This is a genomic window from Tardiphaga sp. (assembly GCF_025356345.1).
Lineage (GTDB): Bacteria > Pseudomonadota > Alphaproteobacteria > Rhizobiales > Xanthobacteraceae > Tardiphaga.
This window is the reverse complement of sequence record NZ_JANXTC010000043.1, coordinates 1-15,065: the sequence shown is the minus strand read 5'-3', so window position 1 is coordinate 15,065 and position 15,065 is coordinate 1. Positions and strand designations below refer to the sequence as shown.

Below are 15,065 nucleotides of genomic sequence, written 5' to 3'. Positions count from 1 at the left end.
AACGACCGAGGAGGGGAAGGCATGGCTTGTTTCAGGCTTGGTTTTGCGTGTGCGGTAGCCGTATCGCTGTCGCTGCTGGCGCCAGCCACCGCGCAGGACTATCCGTCCCGACCGATCACCCTGATCGTGCCCTTCGCCGCCGGCGGCAGCTCCGACGTCAACGCGCGGCTGATCGCCGAACAGATGAGCCAGCGGCTCGGCCAGCCGATCCTGATCGAGAACATCGGCGGCGCCGGGGGCGCCTTGGCGCTGGCGCGGGTCGCGCAGGCGCCGCCCGACGGCTACACCATCGTGCAGGGCAACAGCGGCACCAATACCGCGGTCTATCTGTTCACACCGGACGTCAAATTCGCGCCGTCCGACTTCGCCCCGATCGGGATTTTCAACAAGAGCTCCGCGGTGGTGGCTATCCGCCGCAATTTTCCGGCGCAGACGCTGGCCGAGTTCATCGCCCACGCGAAACAGAACCCTGGCCGGCTCAATATCGGCCATTCCGGCGTCGGCTCGCAGAATTATCTGTTCTGCAAGGCCTTCATCCAGGCCGCCGGCATCGACGTGGCGCTGGTCGGCTATCGCGGCGGGGGACCGGCGTTGAACGATCTGATTGGCAGCCAGATTGACGGGCTGTGCGATTCCTCCGCCTCGGTGACCCCGGCGATCCAGAGCGGGCTGGTGCGCGGCATCGCGCTGGCTTCGAAGACCCGGCTGCCGCATCTGCCCGACCTGCCGACCGCCGCCGAGGCCGGCCTGCCGCAATTCGAGATCTCGGGCTGGTACGCGCTGTTCGCGCCGAAAGCGACACCGCAGCCGGTGATCGAAAAGCTCAACGGCGCGATGCGCGCCGCTGTCGCCAGCCGGGAATATCAGAAGCGGCTCGACGATCTGGGCTCGACGCCCGCCGAGGACGCCGAGATGGCGCCGGCCTATCTGGCGCGCTTCGTGCCGCAGGAGATCGAGCGTTTCCGGAAGATGCTGAGCGACACGAAGTAATGCCGCGCTGGGCCTTTCATGACATAAGGAAAGGCTAATCGCTTGGGGAGAGATGATTTGTCCTACGACCGTTCCAGCCTCGATACCGTGATCCAGCACTATTTCGACGGTCTCTACGAGGGCGACGCTGACAAGCTCGGCGCGATCTTCCATCCCACCGCCGATCTGCGCTGGGTTAGCCACGGCGCATTGCAGGTGTTGACCGTACCGGACTGGATGGCGCTGGTCCGCAAGCGAACCTCTGCCAAGGCCGATGGCAAGGCCCGCGAGGATTTCGTCGTCACCGTCGACCGCTCGGACGAATCCACCGCCTTCGTGAAAGTCCGCTGCCAGCTGCCGCCGCGCTATTTCACCGATTATCTGGTCGCAATGAAGCTCAACGATGGCTGGCAGATCGTCTCGAAATCATATCGTTGCGATACGCGGGAATAGCTGGCAGCGACCAGCGCACAGGTGAAAATGCTTTGAATGCTTATCCTGGACGCGGTGCGGCATTCTATGCCACTCCGCAGAGCCGGGACCGTATTGGATGCTGTGGTGTGTGGTGGCCCAGGCTCCGCAGCGCATTCCGCGCCTCTGGACGGAGGCCCATTGAGCTGCGTCCAGGACACGATTGCACCGAGCCTGATCCAGTTCTAAACAATCGATCCGCAGAAATCAGACATCCACATTCGCGCTGAGCGAGTTTTCCTGGATGAATTCACGGCGCGGTTCGACGACGTCACCCATCAGCTTGGTGAAGATATCGTCGGCCTCGTCGACCTCCTTGATCTTCACCTGAAGCAGCGATCGTTCATTGGTGTCGAGCGTGGTTTCCCAGAGCTGTCCCGGATTCATTTCGCCAAGACCTTTGTAGCGCTGCAGCGCCACGCCCTTGCGGCCGGCGTCGGTCACCGCCTCGAACAACGTCACCGGGCCGTGGATCGGGAATTCGAGATCCTTGCGGCGCAGCACGCCGGGCTTGGGATAGGCGTCCTGCAGGCCGGCGGCATATTCGTCGAGCTTGCGCGCGTCGGCGGAACCGAGCAGCGCGTCGTCGATGATGGCGACGTCCTTGACGCCGCGGATGGTGCGCTCGAAGAAAAAACCCTCGCCCTCGCGGAACGCGCCGATCCAGCCGCGTTCGACCTCGTCGGCCAGCGCATCGAGCCGGCGCGCGATATAGGCGGCGGCCTCGTTCGCGGTAGCTAGATCGCTGGTGACCCGCGGGTTGAGTACGCCCGCGATCGCCGCCTGCTCCACCACCTTGCGGTTATAGCGGGTATGCAAATTGTGCAGTGTGCCGCGAATGTTGCGGGCGTCTTCCACCAGCGTCAGCAGATCGCGACCGCCGCGGTCTTCGCCGGAGGCCAGCTTGAAGACGCAATCATCGAGTCCAGTGGTGATCAGATAGTCCTCGAGCGCGCGCTCGTCCTTGAGGTACTGCTCGGACTTGCCGCGCGTCACCTTGTAGAGCGGCGGCTGCGCGATGTAGAGGTAGCCGCCCTCGATCAGGGTCGGCATCTGCCGGAAGAAGAACGTCAAAAGCAGCGTGCGGATATGCGCGCCGTCGACGTCGGCGTCGGTCATCAGGATGATCTTGTGGTAGCGTAGCTTGGCGATGTCGAAATCGTCACGGCCGATGCCGGTGCCGAGCGCGGTGATCAGCGTGCCGATCTGTTCGGAGCCGAGCATCTTGTCGAAGCGCGCGCGCTCGACGTTCAGAATCTTTCCGCGCAACGGCAACACCGCCTGAAACTCACGGTTGCGGCCCTGCTTGGCGGAACCGCCGGCGGAGTCTCCCTCGACGATGAACAGTTCGGACTTGGCGGGATCGCGTTCCTGGCAGTCGGCGAGCTTGCCGGGCAATGAGGCGATATCCAGCGCGCCCTTGCGACGGGTCAGTTCGCGCGCTTTTCGCGCGGCTTCGCGGGCGGCGCCGGCCTCGATCACCTTGCCGACGATCACCTTGGCCTCGGCGGGATGCTCCTCGAACCAGGCGGCGAGCGCCTCGTTGAGCACGTTCTCGACCACCGGACGCACTTCCGAGGACACCAGCTTGTCCTTGGTCTGCGACGAGAATTTTGGGTCCGGCACCTTCACCGACAGCACCGCCGTGAGGCCTTCGCGGCAATCATCGCCGGTCAGGACGATCTTTTCCTTCTTGGCGATGACGTCGGCATAGCCATTGACCTGGCGGGTCAGCGCGCCGCGGAAACCGGCCAGATGGGTACCACCATCGCGCTGCGGGATGTTGTTGGTGAAGCACAGCACGTTCTCATGATAGCTATCGTTCCACCACAGCGCCGCCTCGACATTGATACCGTTGAGATCGGCCGAGACAAAGATCGGCGCCGGCACCACGGCCTTCTTGTTGCGGTCGAGATATTTGACGAATTCGATCACGCCGCCGACATACATCATCGCTTCGCGGCGTTCGACCGGATGGCGCAGGTCGGACAAAAGGATATTGACGCCGGAATTCAGGAAGGCCAGTTCGCGGAGGCGATGCTCCAGCGTGGCGAAATCATATTCCAGCGTCGTGAAGGTTTCGGCGGAAGCGTAGAACGTCACCTCGGTGCCGCGCTTGCCATTGGAATCGCCAACTTCGCTGAGCGGCGCCACCGCGTCGCCATGAGCGAACTCGATGAAGTGTTCCTTGCCGTTGCGCCAGACGCGCAGCACCAGCTTGCTCGACAGCGCATTGACGACGGAGACACCGACGCCGTGCAGGCCGCCGGAGACCTTGTAGGAGTTCTGGTCGAATTTCCCGCCGGCATGCAACTGGGTCATGATGACCTCGGCCGCGGAGATGCCTTCGCCCTTGTGGATATCAACGGGGATGCCGCGACCGTCGTCGCGGACCGTCACCGAACCGTCGGCATTGAGCACGACTTCCACCGCGGTGGCATGGCCGGCCAGTGCCTCGTCGATCGCGTTGTCGACGACTTCGTAGACCATGTGATGCAGGCCGGAGCCATCATCGGTGTCGCCAATATACATGCCCGGCCGCTTGCGCACGGCGTCGAGTCCCTTCAGCACCCGGATCGATTCCGCTCCATATTCGATGGGCGCCACAAGCTCGGTTTCGGCGATCGGTTGCCGGGCGGGTTCGGTCATGCGGGAGCCTTCGAAGGTATGTCGAATCAGCGCGGAAAAGGTGGGGCTGAATCAGGCTATTTGTGCCATGAAAGGGAGGCCGCGCCTAGCGCAAAGTCGCAGCTTTCAAGCTATTGAATAAATAGACTTTTTGGATGGTTTTTCAAGCCGCCGGCAGGCGGTTTTGGGGCCACCGAAAAAGCCGGTTTGCGGCCGCCTGGACGGTATCGGATGATGCGCGGCGACGATTGTCATTCCCGCCGCGTGACGCGGCCATTGTCGACGTCAAAAACCTCGCCGGAGCCGCCGATCTCGGCGAAGGCGGCGGGGTCGGCGCCAGTCATCCAGACCTGGGCACCGAGTTTGCCCAGTTCGCCGAACAAGGCGCGGCGTCGGTCGGGATCGAGATGCGCGACGACCTCATCCAGCAACAGCAGCGGCGTGATGCCGGTCATCTCGGCCACCAGCGTCGCGTGGGCCAGGATCAGTCCGATCAGCAGCGCCTTCTGCTCGCCGGTCGAGGCGTCGCGCGCCGGCATGTTCTTCGGCGCATAGATGACCTGCAGATCGGTGAGATGCGGGCCATCCAGCGTGCGCCCGGCGGCGGCATCGCGCGGCCGGCCATCGCGAAGGATCTGGCGGTAGCGGTCTTCCACCGCGGTGGCGGGCTCGCGGACCAGCGCGTTCTCCATCCAGCCATCGAGCATGATGCGCGCCGAGGGAAATGGTGAGGTTTCTTCCCGCGCGCGCAACATCGTCGCCAGCCGCGTCACGGTTTCGCCGCGCATCGCCGCCACAGCGACCGCGAGTTCCGCCGTCTCGCGCTCGATGGCGTCGAGCCAGTGGCTGTCGGCGCGGCGCTCTTCCAGCAGCCGGTTGCGCGAGCGCAGGCTGCGCTCCAGCGCCGAGACGCGGCTGGAATGATCCTTGTCGATCGCCAGCACCAGCCGATCGAAGAAGCGGCGGCGCTCGGAGGCCGCGCCCATGAACAGCTGGTCCATTGCCGGCGTCAGCCACACCATCCGCAAATGATCGCCGAATGCCGCCGCCGACCCCACCGGCTCGCGGTCGATGCGACAGCGCCGGCTGCTGGAGGCCGCTTCGTTTGCCGGCGGATCGATGCCGGTACCGAGCGTCGCGAGGCCGACCTCGCCCTCGACCTCGGCCGACACCGCCCAGGAGCCGTCGCCCTGGATGTCGGCAACGTCATCAAGCGTGGCGCGGCGCAGCCCGCGGCCAGGCGAGAGGAAGGAGATGGCTTCGAGGCAATTGGTCTTGCCAGCGCCGTTGGGGCCGACCAGCGCGACCATGTCGCCGCGCGTACGCAACGACGTCGCGCGATAATTGCGGAAGTGGGTGAGCGTCAGGCGATGAATGCGGGAGGCGGTCATATCGTCAGGGTCCGCAGCGGCGGCTGCGCTCTTTCTTCCCTTTCCCCTTGTGGGAGAGGGTGGATCGAACGCGCGAAGCGCGTTCGAGACGGGTGAGGGGTGCCACGAACTCCGAGCCTGACGCTACCCCTCATCCGCTTTCGCTGCGCGAAGGCACCTTCTCCCACAAGGGGAGAAGGAAGAATACGCAGCGCCAATGCTCACACCCGCATCGGCATCAGGACGTAGAGCGCGCCTTTGGATTCCTTGTCCTGCACCAGCGTCGGCGAACCGGGATCGGCGAGGCGCAGGATCGCGACATCGCCCTCGATCTGGGCGGCGATGTCGAGCAGATAGCGCGAGTTGAAGCCGATATCGAGCGCGTCGGAGGCGTATTCGACTTCAAGCTCCTCGGTCGCGCTGCCGGAATCCGGATTGGTCACCGAGAGAATCAGCTTGCCCGGCGACAACGCCAGCTTGACGGCGCGCCCGCGCTCGCTGGAGATGGTCGAGACGCGATCAACCGCGGCTTCGAAATCCTTCTTGTCGACGATCAGTTCCTTGTCGTTGTTCTGCGGGATGACGCGGCCATAATCCGGGAAGGTGCCGTCGATCAGCTTGGACGTCAGCACGACATGGCCGAGCGTGAAGCGGATCTTGCCCTGCGACAGCTCGATCCCGATCTCGGCATCGGCGTCCTCGATCAGGCGCTGCACTTCGCCAACCGTCTTCCGTGGCACGATCACGCCGGGCATGCCGTCGGCGCCAGATGGCAGCGGCAGGTCGACCTGCGCCAGCCGGTGGCCGTCGGTCGCGACGGCCCGCAAGGTGGTGGCCGCGGCGGTGCCAGCGGCGTGCAGATAGATGCCATTCAGATAATAACGGGTCTCCTCGGTGGAGATCGCAAACTGGGTGCGATCGATCAGTCGTTTCACGTCGGAGGCCGGCAGCACGAAGGAATGCGTCATCTCGCCAGCGGCGAGATCGGGGAAATCGTTCTCCGGCAGGGTCTGCAGGGTGAAGCGTGAGCGCCCGGCCTTGATCGCCAGCACGGAGCGATCACTGTCGGCTTCCAGCACGATCTGCGAACCGTCCGGCAGCTTTCGGACGATGTCATAGAACATATGGGCGGGAACGGTGGTGGAACCGGCGGTGCCGACTTCGGCGGCCAGCGTCTCGGTGACTTCGAGATCGAGGTCGGTGGCTTTCAGCGATAGCCGGGCGTTTTCGGCGCGGATCAGCACGTTACCGAGGATCGGGATCGTGTTGCGACGCTCGACCACGCGGTGCACATGGCTCAGCGACTTCAGCAATTGCGCGCGTTCGACGGTAACCTTCATAGCAAACTCGCCCGATCCGGTTCGAAATCGTGTGGTGGGGTCCGGGCAGCCCGAACGGGTGCCACGGCGATAGACGCCCGCCCGCGCAGGATTTTGCGTGCGCGTGCGGGGGTCCGCAAGGTGGCGTGATTGCGACCGGAGTGCAAGGGGAGACGAGATGATGCTCCCACGTTTTGGGCGATCGCCCCAAGCTGTTATTCTGGGGAGCGGGCGGCGCCGGCCGCCCACGAACCCGAGATCCAGCAATGTTCAGCGCGCCACATCTCGGGATTCCGGGATCGCTCGGGCGGTGCCCTCGCGCCCCGGAATGACGAGTTGCTGGCCTATTCCTGCAGTTGTCGTTTCAGCGACTCGACCTCGTCCTGCAAGGCCACGTCCTTGCCGACCAACGCCTCGATCTTGCGCACGGCATGGAGAACCGTGGTGTGATCGCGTCCGCCGAAGCGGCGGCCGATTTCCGGCAGCGAGCGCAGCGTCAGGGTCTTGGCCAGATACATCGCGACCTGGCGCGGGCGCACCACATTGGCGGTGCGACGCGACGACAGCAGATCGGAACGGCTGACATTGTACTGCCGGGCCACGACGCGCTGAATGTCCTCGATCTTGATCCGCTTCGGCTCCATCGGCCGGATCAGGTCGCGCACTTCGCGCTCGGCCATTTCGAGCGTCACGGGGGTGGCGTTGAGCTTGCTATGCGCCAGCAGGCGGTTGATCGCGCCCTCGAGGTCGCGGCCATTATGGGTGATGGTGCGGGCAAGATAATCCAGCACCGGCAGCGGCACCTCGAAGGTAGCGTGGTGCGCGCGTGCCGCTGCGACGCGCGACTTCAGGATGCCGAGGCGCAGTTCTTCGCCGAGCGACCCCATTTCGACGACCAGGCCGCCGGCGAGGCGCGAGCGGACCCGTTCGTCGAGGCTTTCGAGATCGGCCGGCGGACGATCGGCGGCGATCACCACCTGGCGGCCGGCGTCGATCAGCGCATTCAGCGTGTGGCAAAATTCGGCCTGCGTGGTCTTGCCCTGCAGGAACTGCATGTCGTCGATTACCAGCACGTCGATGCCGCGCAGCGCTTCCTTGAAGGCCAGCGCCGTCTGCGTCTTCAGCGCGGCGACGAAGCCGTACATGAATTTCTCGGCGGTCAAATACAGCACCTTGCGCTCGGCGCCGGAATTGCCGGCCCAGGTCACCGCCTGCAGCAGATGGGTTTTGCCGAGGCCGACGCCGGCATGGATGTAGAGCGGGTTGAACATCACGCTGTCGCCGCGGCGGCCCTCGGCAACCTGACGCGCGGCGGCATGCGCCAGCGTGTTGGAGCGGCCGACCACAAAACTGCCGAAGGTGAGGCGCGGATCGAGCGGCGAGCCGCCGAGCGCTTCGTGGGTAGCGGAGACCGGCGCGATCGCGGTGGCGCGCAACTCGGAAGACGGCCGGCCATCGCGACCTTCGGAACGACGCGCCTCAACCGGGGCGGCGACTTCCTTGACTGGCGCATTGACACGCATCGCGGTGCGCACGGTAACATCGACGCGGTGCACTTGCGGCATCTCGGCCTGCCAGCAGGTCAGAACGCGCTCGGCGTAATGGGCTTGAATCCAGCTCTTCAGGAAGCGGGTCGGAACCGACAGGTGAACGCTCTCATCCTGCACGCTCTCCAGATCCATGCGCGCAAACCAGCTGGAATACACGTCCTCGCCGACGCTCGACCGAAGCCGACCCTTCACACGAGACCAGCGATCCTGTTCGACATTTGTCATGGGCTTGTTACTTTTCCGATTGAATTATTGTGTGTCACCGAATTGCGGTGACGTGTTGTTGCCGATCGAAGCGGCACGCCATCGCGGGAAATTTTTCGTTCGGGCATAGACAAGCCGCTCGGCGAAACGCCGCTACCGGTTGACGATGTCAGAGCAAAAATTTCCCGGGTTAGCGCGCGATCGACAACCGGACGGGAACACGGGTCCTGGCGTGGACCCTGGGGCGCGCCGAGTCGCGCGCCTTCGCATCGGCATCCGCCGATGGCTGCATCGAATAAAATGCCGTGGTGATCCCGTCGCGCATAAAGCCTCCCCCCCTCGCCGCGGTCGCTCGCGGCAAGCTGTCATCCCAGAAGTGGTTCAAATTCGGTCCGCGATCCTCAACGATAAATTCGTTCAGGTTTGCATCCCGCCGCCTTGCTTGTCTTGCCCGTACCCGCCCCTCATGCTTCCCCGGCCTTGTTGCGGTAGCTGATGATCGGCCCGCGCCTCGCTCACCGTTCGGCGTTCGATTCCTGAACGCCGCGCGAGAATTTCGACACAGAACAACCGTCCTCACACTACTATGAGTTGCAACCGTTCAAAGCTTGGAAAGCGTCGCTAACCTGCACACCGCCGCTGATCTGCATGTCCGCCGCGGTTCCAAAATCGCACTGATCTGAAGAACCGTGGGCGCCGCGAACAATTAAAGAAATACACCGAGTTTTCTTTCTCGCAACGGAATGATTCTTGAGGCGCCGTGCAAAAACCTCATTTGCCCGTCCGCCACCGCGTCGCCATTTTCGCGCCACGACGACAAGGTTTTGAATCAACGCACTGAATCCAAATATGACAGCGTCATTGCAAATCAAAGCGCGGCAAAAAATAAATTCATATTTCGTTTACGATTCACCGCGACCGCGACGCGTTTTCAAAGTGCTGCGTCTCGCTATGCCGATAAGTGATTAGAAGCGCGCGTTTTTTCCTGTGCGTTGAGTCAGGGTAACTCTGGAAACGTGACTCCACTTGGTGGCGAAACGCTGTTGCTATTTGGGAATCGAGCGCGGGCGGCCCGCAATCGGATTTGACAACACAGACGCCGCATCGGAGCAACGGCCTCGTCATCCAGGCAACATTGCCGGGCGCGCAATCCACCTGAAATAAGGCGGTTTGCGCATCATCAAAATCTCTTGCGTGATAACGCGCACACAAAAAAGCCCGGCGCGAGCCGGGCTTTTCGGAAAACAATTTTGATCGATCAGCTTACTGGGCGACAACTTTGTCGAGCTTTGCGATCTGATGCACGAGACGCGATACTTTGCGGCTCGCCAGATTCTTGTGAACGATGTTCCGCTGGGCGGCCTTCATCAGTTCCGGCTCCGCCTTCGCCATCGCCTTCAGCGCGGCTTCGCGGTCGCCGCTCTTGATCGCTTCCTCGACGACGCGGATCGATCCGCGCATCTGGGTGCGACGCGACTTGTTGACGATGGTGCGGCGAGCAATCTTGCGGGTCGCCTTCTTGGCGGAGGTCGTGTTGGCCATGTCTCACTATCCTTCAGCAGCGACCCTATGGCCGCCGGGCTGATTGACGCCTCCGCGTGAATGCGGCTGACGCTGATCTGTTTCCGGGGTGTTCCTGAAAATGCTATCCCCGGAGCGAACACGCTTGCAGGGCCCGCCGCTCAAAGAACAGCGGCGGCGGGATTACGCCCACCGCCATTGGCGCTCCTTATAGAGCGCCGGACCTGCAGCGTCAACGCTTTCCGGCCGCACCGGCGGCCACGAAAACCGCCTGGGCAAAGCAGTTAAGTCGCTGGCGAGGTTGAATTTCCGGGCCCGGCCCGGTATTGCCGGGGGCACAGCGACGAGGGGTAGAGCATGATCCGCGGGTTTTTCCGACTGACCGGGCTGTTGCTGCTCGCCGGCGGCTTCATCTTCCTGGTCTATGACGGCGCCCGGTCGATCGCCGACCAGGCGCTGCGGCTGACCCGGCTGGGCGAATTCTGGAACGACATCCACCAGTCCAGCCAGCGCGCCTTCCAGGCAACGGTCGAGGGCACAGCACCCTGGCTGTGGAACGGGGTGGTGAAGCTGATCCTGAACCAGCCGGCCTGGGCGGTGATGGGCGTGCTGGGCATTCTCCTGATGCTGCTGTTCCGGCCGCGCAAGCCGCTGATCGGCTATTCGAGAAACTGATCGGCAATCGGCGGCGGTAGGACCACATCTCGCAGGCCTGCCGCTTTAGCCGTCGATGCCTATATGGTGGGATGAGATTGGCGCTGTTCCGGCAGAAGTGAAACCGGTTTTGCCCGAGCGCCGTTAACCGTAAGTTGCGCGCACTACTTCGGCGAACCGGATTTCACTTCGCAGAATTATGCGCCGGGAGATATTCCATGCTGTTCATGCGCAAGACCACCGCCCTGCCGACGGCCGACGAAGCCTTGCCCGGTCGGAATACGCCGATCCCGACCGCGAAGTCCCACTTCGTCAACGGCCGACCTATCCAGCCGCCCTATCCCGAGGGTCTCGAACGGGCAGTGTTTGGTCTCGGCTGTTTCTGGGGCGCGGAACGTAAATTCTGGGAGCTTGGCGACGGCGTCTACACGACCGCGGTCGGTTATGCCGGCGGGCATACGCCAAACCCGACCTATGAAGAGGCCTGTTCAGGCCGCACCGGCCATACCGAGGCGGTGCTGGTGGTATTTGACCCGAAGAAAATTTCCTATGAGCAGCTGCTGAAGGTGTTCTGGGAAAGCCATAACCCCACTCACGGCATGCGGCAGGGTAACGATGTCGGCACGCAATATCGATCAGCGGTCTACACCTTCAACGACGCGCAGCGCCACGCGGTCGACGCCTCCAAGGCGCTGTATCAAAAGGCGCTGTCGGCCAAGGGGGTTGGTACGATTACCACCGAGATTGCTCCGGCAGGCGAATTCTACTTTGCGGAAGACTATCACCAGCAGTATCTGGCGAAGAATCCGGCGGGCTATTGCGGTCTCGGCGGCACCGGCGTTTCGTGCCCGATCGGCGTCGGCGTAAGCGCCTGATCGCGCACACATAAACACCACTGAACCGACCCGCCTCCGGCATTTCCGGAGGCGGAATTTCGTATCAGAAATGACCATCCAAACGGAATTTTAACCATAAAGGCGCATAGCAGAGAGGTCTCTTCGAGAGGGTATCTTCTGTGTTGTTTGCGCACGCGTTTCGATTGTCAGCCCTGAGCGCCTTGAGCGCACTGTCGCTGACTGGCTGCATGCACGCTTCCGGGCCCGTTGCCATGGTGCAACCCGCAAGCGACCTGGACGCTCTCGCCTACGGCCAAGGGCCGTCCGCGACTGCGGCGTTCCCGCCAGCGCGCCGCGGCCGCGCGCCTGTTCCGGCGCGCTACGCAGCGCCGGCGGCGCCCGTCGATGCGCAATATCGCCTCGACGCCGGTGACCGGCTGCGCGTGGTGGTCTATGGCCAGGAAGGTCTCACCAATTCCTATGCGATCGATGCAGGCGGCTCGATCACCATCCCACTGATCGGCGCGGTGCCGGCGCGCGGCATGACCCCGGCCGGCCTCGCCGCCAGCATCTCCGGCCGGTTGCGCAACGGCTATATCCGCGAGCCCTCGGTGGCCGTCGAGATCGAAGCCTATCGGCCGTTCTTCATTCTCGGCGAGGTCGCCGCGCCAGGGCAATATCCCTTCGTGCCCAATATGAGCGTCGAAAGCGCGGTAGCGATCGCGGGAGGGTTCTTGCCGCGCGCCAAGCGCGACGGGGTAACACTGACCCACCCCACGCCAGAAGGAAATTACCGCGCGGTAGTGCCGCTCGGTACGCCGGTCAGTCCCGGCGATACCGTGATGATCGGCGAGCGCTGGTTTTAAGTAAAATCAGTCATTCCTGGGTCGCACGCGGCAGTCGCCGCGCACGCCCCGGGATGACACGCGTCACTTCACCAAATGCTTCGCAAAAAACGCCAGGCTGCGCTGGCGCGCGAGGTCGGCGCTGGCCTTGTCGTAGCTGGCGCGCTCGTCGCAACCGAAGCCGTGCTGCGCGCCGTCATAGACGAACACTTCGATATCCGGCCGCTTGGCGCGAATGATCTCGACGTCCGACAGCGGAATACCGTGATCCTCCGCGCCGAAGTGCAGTTGCGTGGGGACCACCGGCTTGTCATCGGCGAATTTGACGATGGCACCGCCATAATAGCCGATCGCGGCGCTGAGGCCGACCAGTTTGGTCGCCGCGGCATAGGCGACGCTGCCGCCGAGGCAGAAGCCGATCACGCCGACCGGGCCGACATCCTTCACCGAATCGATCGCGGCCTGGGTATCCAGCAGCATCGCGGCCCAATCCGGATTGGCGACGAATTTTCGCGCGATGGCAACTTCCTCGGCCGAATAGCCCGACTGGAAATTGCGCTCGCTGCGATCGAAGATCGCCGGCGCCACGGCGACATAGCCCTGCTCGGCAAAGCGGTCGCAGACGGCGCGGATGTGGTGATTGACGCCAAAGATTTCCTGGATCACCACCACGGCGCCCTTCGGCGTGCCGGCCGGTGTCGTGCGGTAAGCGCCGAGTTCAAACTTGTCTGCTGCGATCAGTGTAACGTGTTGTCCCACGGGTCATCCATTGGTTGTTGCGTGTGACGCCTTGTGAAACGGGTCCCGCGTCTTGGCAACGCACAAGAACGCTACTGCCACATCCAGTTGCGGCCCCAGTCACCTTTCCAGCCGGTCAACCGGCCGTGACGGAACTGGAGATAAAGCCGGTCGCGCCGAACGAAGAGACCGCTGCCGCCAAGGTCGCGGATCGCTAGATAGGTCTCGTCGCCGGGCCGGCCGCGGAGATAGGTCAGAGGCGCCCCCAGCGCGCGGGCGGCCTCGTCGGCCGGCATGCCGAATTCCAGTGGCGTATGGTTCGACAACGTCGCCGTAAACGGCTGCGCGCGCGCCGCGCCGGCCAGCGCCCCCATCATCAGCGCCGACAGCACCGCGCCCATCATGATCTGTTTCATGCGATCCGCCTTTCAAAAAGCATGCCGTGACCAATGGGCGACATCGCGAAGTTCACCGATCAACCATGATAAATTATTCGCCGACGCTGACAACTGCGCGGGCGATCATGACCTCACCGCCTCGCGAATACGGACGCGCGGTTAATAATGGTCGCGCTGATACTGGAAAAATTCGAATCAAGTTTTGCAACCGGCGGTAGGCCATTGCTAGCCGCCTTGCAGACATCCTCCGACATCACGGCAGAACATGAATATTTAACAATACGCCTTAAGCTTCGGGAACCGTGGTCCGGAGTATTTATGTGCGGCTAACGGCTGGATCGCCGTATCATCGAGGGAATATGACCGCTTCCGTCCATCCATCGCCCGCGCGCCGCCGTCTGATTCTGGCTTCGGACCGCGGCGACAACAGCGACCTTGCCGAGATTCTGAAGAAGGTCGGCGACGTCGACATCATCTCGACGAACGGCATTCCCGACGTTCCGGTCAGCGACCTGTCCGGCATTGTCGTCGACATCAACCTGCGCTCCGCGGAGAGCGTGCAGCGGGTTCGCAACAAGCTGCGCGCCAAGGCCTATGAGGCGATCCCGCGGCTGTTCGTGCTGGCCGATGCGCTGCATCACGGTTCGATGCAGGCCTGGGCGCTGGGCGCGACCGACACCATCGCACGACCGTTCGATGCCCGCGGCGTGATGCAGCGGATTCGCGCCGCCTTCCCCAGCCCGCATGACGAAGATTTTTCCGCCCGCGGTAAGGCCCTGACGCGCGGCGTCGAGGCGGCCCACGCGGTCATGGTGAAGATTTTCGAGAAGCTGCCGGCCGGCGTGCCGCTGAGCTTCAACGACGTGATGCAGGCGGAAGCCGCCATCCTCAAGGCGATCAAGCGATCGTCGCTGCGGGAATGGCTGGCCGCCGTCGGCCGCCACCATGATCACAGCTATCGCCACTGCCTGTTCGTGACCGGCTTCGCGGTGGCCTTTGCCCAGCACCTCGGGATGCGTGACGAAGACCAGCGCCGCCTGACTCGCGCTGCCCTGGTGCACGATGTCGGCAAGGCCTTCACGCCGGTGGGCATTCTCGACAAGCCGGGCAAGCTGAACGAACTGGAAATGGCGGAAATCCGCAAGCACCCCCGTCTTGGCTTCGACGCGCTGCTGGCACAGGGAAATTTTCCGCGGGAGATGCTCGACGTCGTATTGCACCACCACGAATTTCTTGATGGCTCCGGCTATCCTGACGGGTTGAAGGGCGACCAGATCAGCGACATCGTCCGGCTGCTGACCATCGTCGACATCCACGCCGCCTTGGTGGAGCGGCGCGCCTACCGGTTGCCGTTCACCCATGCCAAGGCCTTCGAGATCATGGAGCAGATGGGCGACAAGCTGGACCAGCAGCTGCTGCAGGTGTTTCGCCCGGTGGCGCTTGGATCGTACTGACCGGCGTGAAGGCCTTGCCGACATCGTGCACCAGGGCAGCGCGAGTCAGGCGGCGCTGGTCTTCGTCACGCATCCCGAGGTGCTGGGCAAAGGCCACCGCGAAGCCGG

General features: G+C 63.3%; 13 protein-coding genes and 1 pseudogene. 6 read left to right on the top strand and 8 right to left on the bottom strand.

Features of this window, described 5'->3' with window-relative positions; genetic code table 11:
• The first annotated feature begins 21 nt into the window (after window positions 1-21).
• Together Q0S16_RS02290 and Q0S16_RS02285 are read left to right on the top strand one after the other, a co-directional pair.
• The gene (locus Q0S16_RS02290) at window positions 22-990 is read left to right on the top strand and encodes a tripartite tricarboxylate transporter substrate-binding protein (RefSeq protein WP_295844576.1); all 969 of its coding nucleotides are present in this window, start codon (window positions 22-24) and stop codon (window positions 988-990) included.
• Window positions 991-1,047: 57 nt separating this feature from the next.
• Entirely contained in the window at window positions 1,048-1,422 is a 375-nt protein-coding gene (locus tag Q0S16_RS02285; RefSeq protein WP_295844573.1) for a nuclear transport factor 2 family protein, read from the top strand.
• 225 nt (window positions 1,423-1,647) lie between these two features.
• Here the strand turns inward: Q0S16_RS02285 and gyrB are convergent, their stop codons facing one another.
• The 5 genes from gyrB to rpsT all read right to left on the bottom strand — a co-directional run bounded on the left by gyrB (window position 1,648) and on the right by rpsT (window position 10,053).
• Window positions 1,648-4,089 (bottom strand): DNA topoisomerase (ATP-hydrolyzing) subunit B, encoded by a 2,442-nt coding sequence (gene gyrB / locus Q0S16_RS02280; protein WP_295844570.1) that lies wholly within the window; start codon window positions 4,087-4,089, stop codon window positions 1,648-1,650.
• Window positions 4,090-4,319: 230 nt separating this feature from the next.
• Window positions 4,320-5,459 (bottom strand): DNA replication/repair protein RecF, encoded by a 1,140-nt coding sequence (gene recF, locus Q0S16_RS02275; protein WP_295844568.1) that lies wholly within the window; start codon window positions 5,457-5,459, stop codon window positions 4,320-4,322.
• A gap of 200 nt (window positions 5,460-5,659) precedes the next feature.
• Window positions 5,660-6,778: a DNA polymerase III subunit beta gene (gene dnaN / locus Q0S16_RS02270; protein WP_295844566.1), complete on the bottom strand. Its 1,119-nt coding sequence runs from the start codon at window positions 6,776-6,778 to the stop codon at window positions 5,660-5,662.
• A gap of 323 nt (window positions 6,779-7,101) precedes the next feature.
• Window positions 7,102-8,532 (bottom strand): chromosomal replication initiator protein DnaA, encoded by a 1,431-nt coding sequence (gene dnaA / locus Q0S16_RS02265; protein WP_295844561.1) that lies wholly within the window; start codon window positions 8,530-8,532, stop codon window positions 7,102-7,104.
• Between the two features lie 1,242 nt (window positions 8,533-9,774).
• Window positions 9,775-10,053, bottom strand: a complete 279-nt coding sequence (rpsT, locus tag Q0S16_RS02260; RefSeq protein ID WP_295844559.1) for a 30S ribosomal protein S20 — start codon at window positions 10,051-10,053, stop codon at window positions 9,775-9,777.
• A 336-nt stretch (window positions 10,054-10,389) separates the two neighbouring features.
• On the opposite strand from rpsT, the gene Q0S16_RS02255 reads away from it, so the two are divergent.
• From Q0S16_RS02255 to Q0S16_RS02245, 3 genes are all read left to right on the top strand, one after another.
• Entirely contained in the window at window positions 10,390-10,707 is a 318-nt protein-coding gene (locus Q0S16_RS02255; protein ID WP_295844557.1) for a hypothetical protein, read from the top strand.
• Window positions 10,708-10,904: 197 nt separating this feature from the next.
• Window positions 10,905-11,561: a peptide-methionine (S)-S-oxide reductase MsrA gene (gene msrA / locus Q0S16_RS02250; RefSeq protein ID WP_295844555.1), complete on the top strand. Its 657-nt coding sequence runs from the start codon at window positions 10,905-10,907 to the stop codon at window positions 11,559-11,561.
• A 209-nt stretch (window positions 11,562-11,770) separates the two neighbouring features.
• The gene (locus Q0S16_RS02245) at window positions 11,771-12,388 is read left to right on the top strand and encodes a polysaccharide biosynthesis/export family protein (RefSeq protein ID WP_295844554.1); all 618 of its coding nucleotides are present in this window, start codon (window positions 11,771-11,773) and stop codon (window positions 12,386-12,388) included.
• 63 nt (window positions 12,389-12,451) lie between these two features.
• Here the strand turns inward: Q0S16_RS02245 and Q0S16_RS02240 are convergent, their stop codons facing one another.
• Window positions 12,452-13,126: a dienelactone hydrolase family protein gene (locus Q0S16_RS02240; protein ID WP_295844551.1), complete on the bottom strand. Its 675-nt coding sequence runs from the start codon at window positions 13,124-13,126 to the stop codon at window positions 12,452-12,454.
• 71 nt (window positions 13,127-13,197) lie between these two features.
• Complete coding sequence (locus tag Q0S16_RS02235) at window positions 13,198-13,521, bottom strand: hypothetical protein (RefSeq protein ID WP_295844549.1); 324 nt, start codon at window positions 13,519-13,521, stop codon at window positions 13,198-13,200.
• Between the two features lie 341 nt (window positions 13,522-13,862).
• On the opposite strand from Q0S16_RS02235, the gene Q0S16_RS02230 reads away from it, so the two are divergent.
• Complete coding sequence (locus Q0S16_RS02230) at window positions 13,863-14,957, top strand: HD domain-containing phosphohydrolase (protein WP_295844547.1); 1,095 nt, start codon at window positions 13,863-13,865, stop codon at window positions 14,955-14,957.
• Here the strand turns inward: Q0S16_RS02230 and Q0S16_RS02225 are convergent.
• A pseudogene (locus Q0S16_RS02225) lies at window positions 14,947-15,065 on the bottom strand (HD domain-containing protein); the annotation flags it as partial. The gene Q0S16_RS02230 and the pseudogene Q0S16_RS02225 overlap by 11 nt on opposite strands.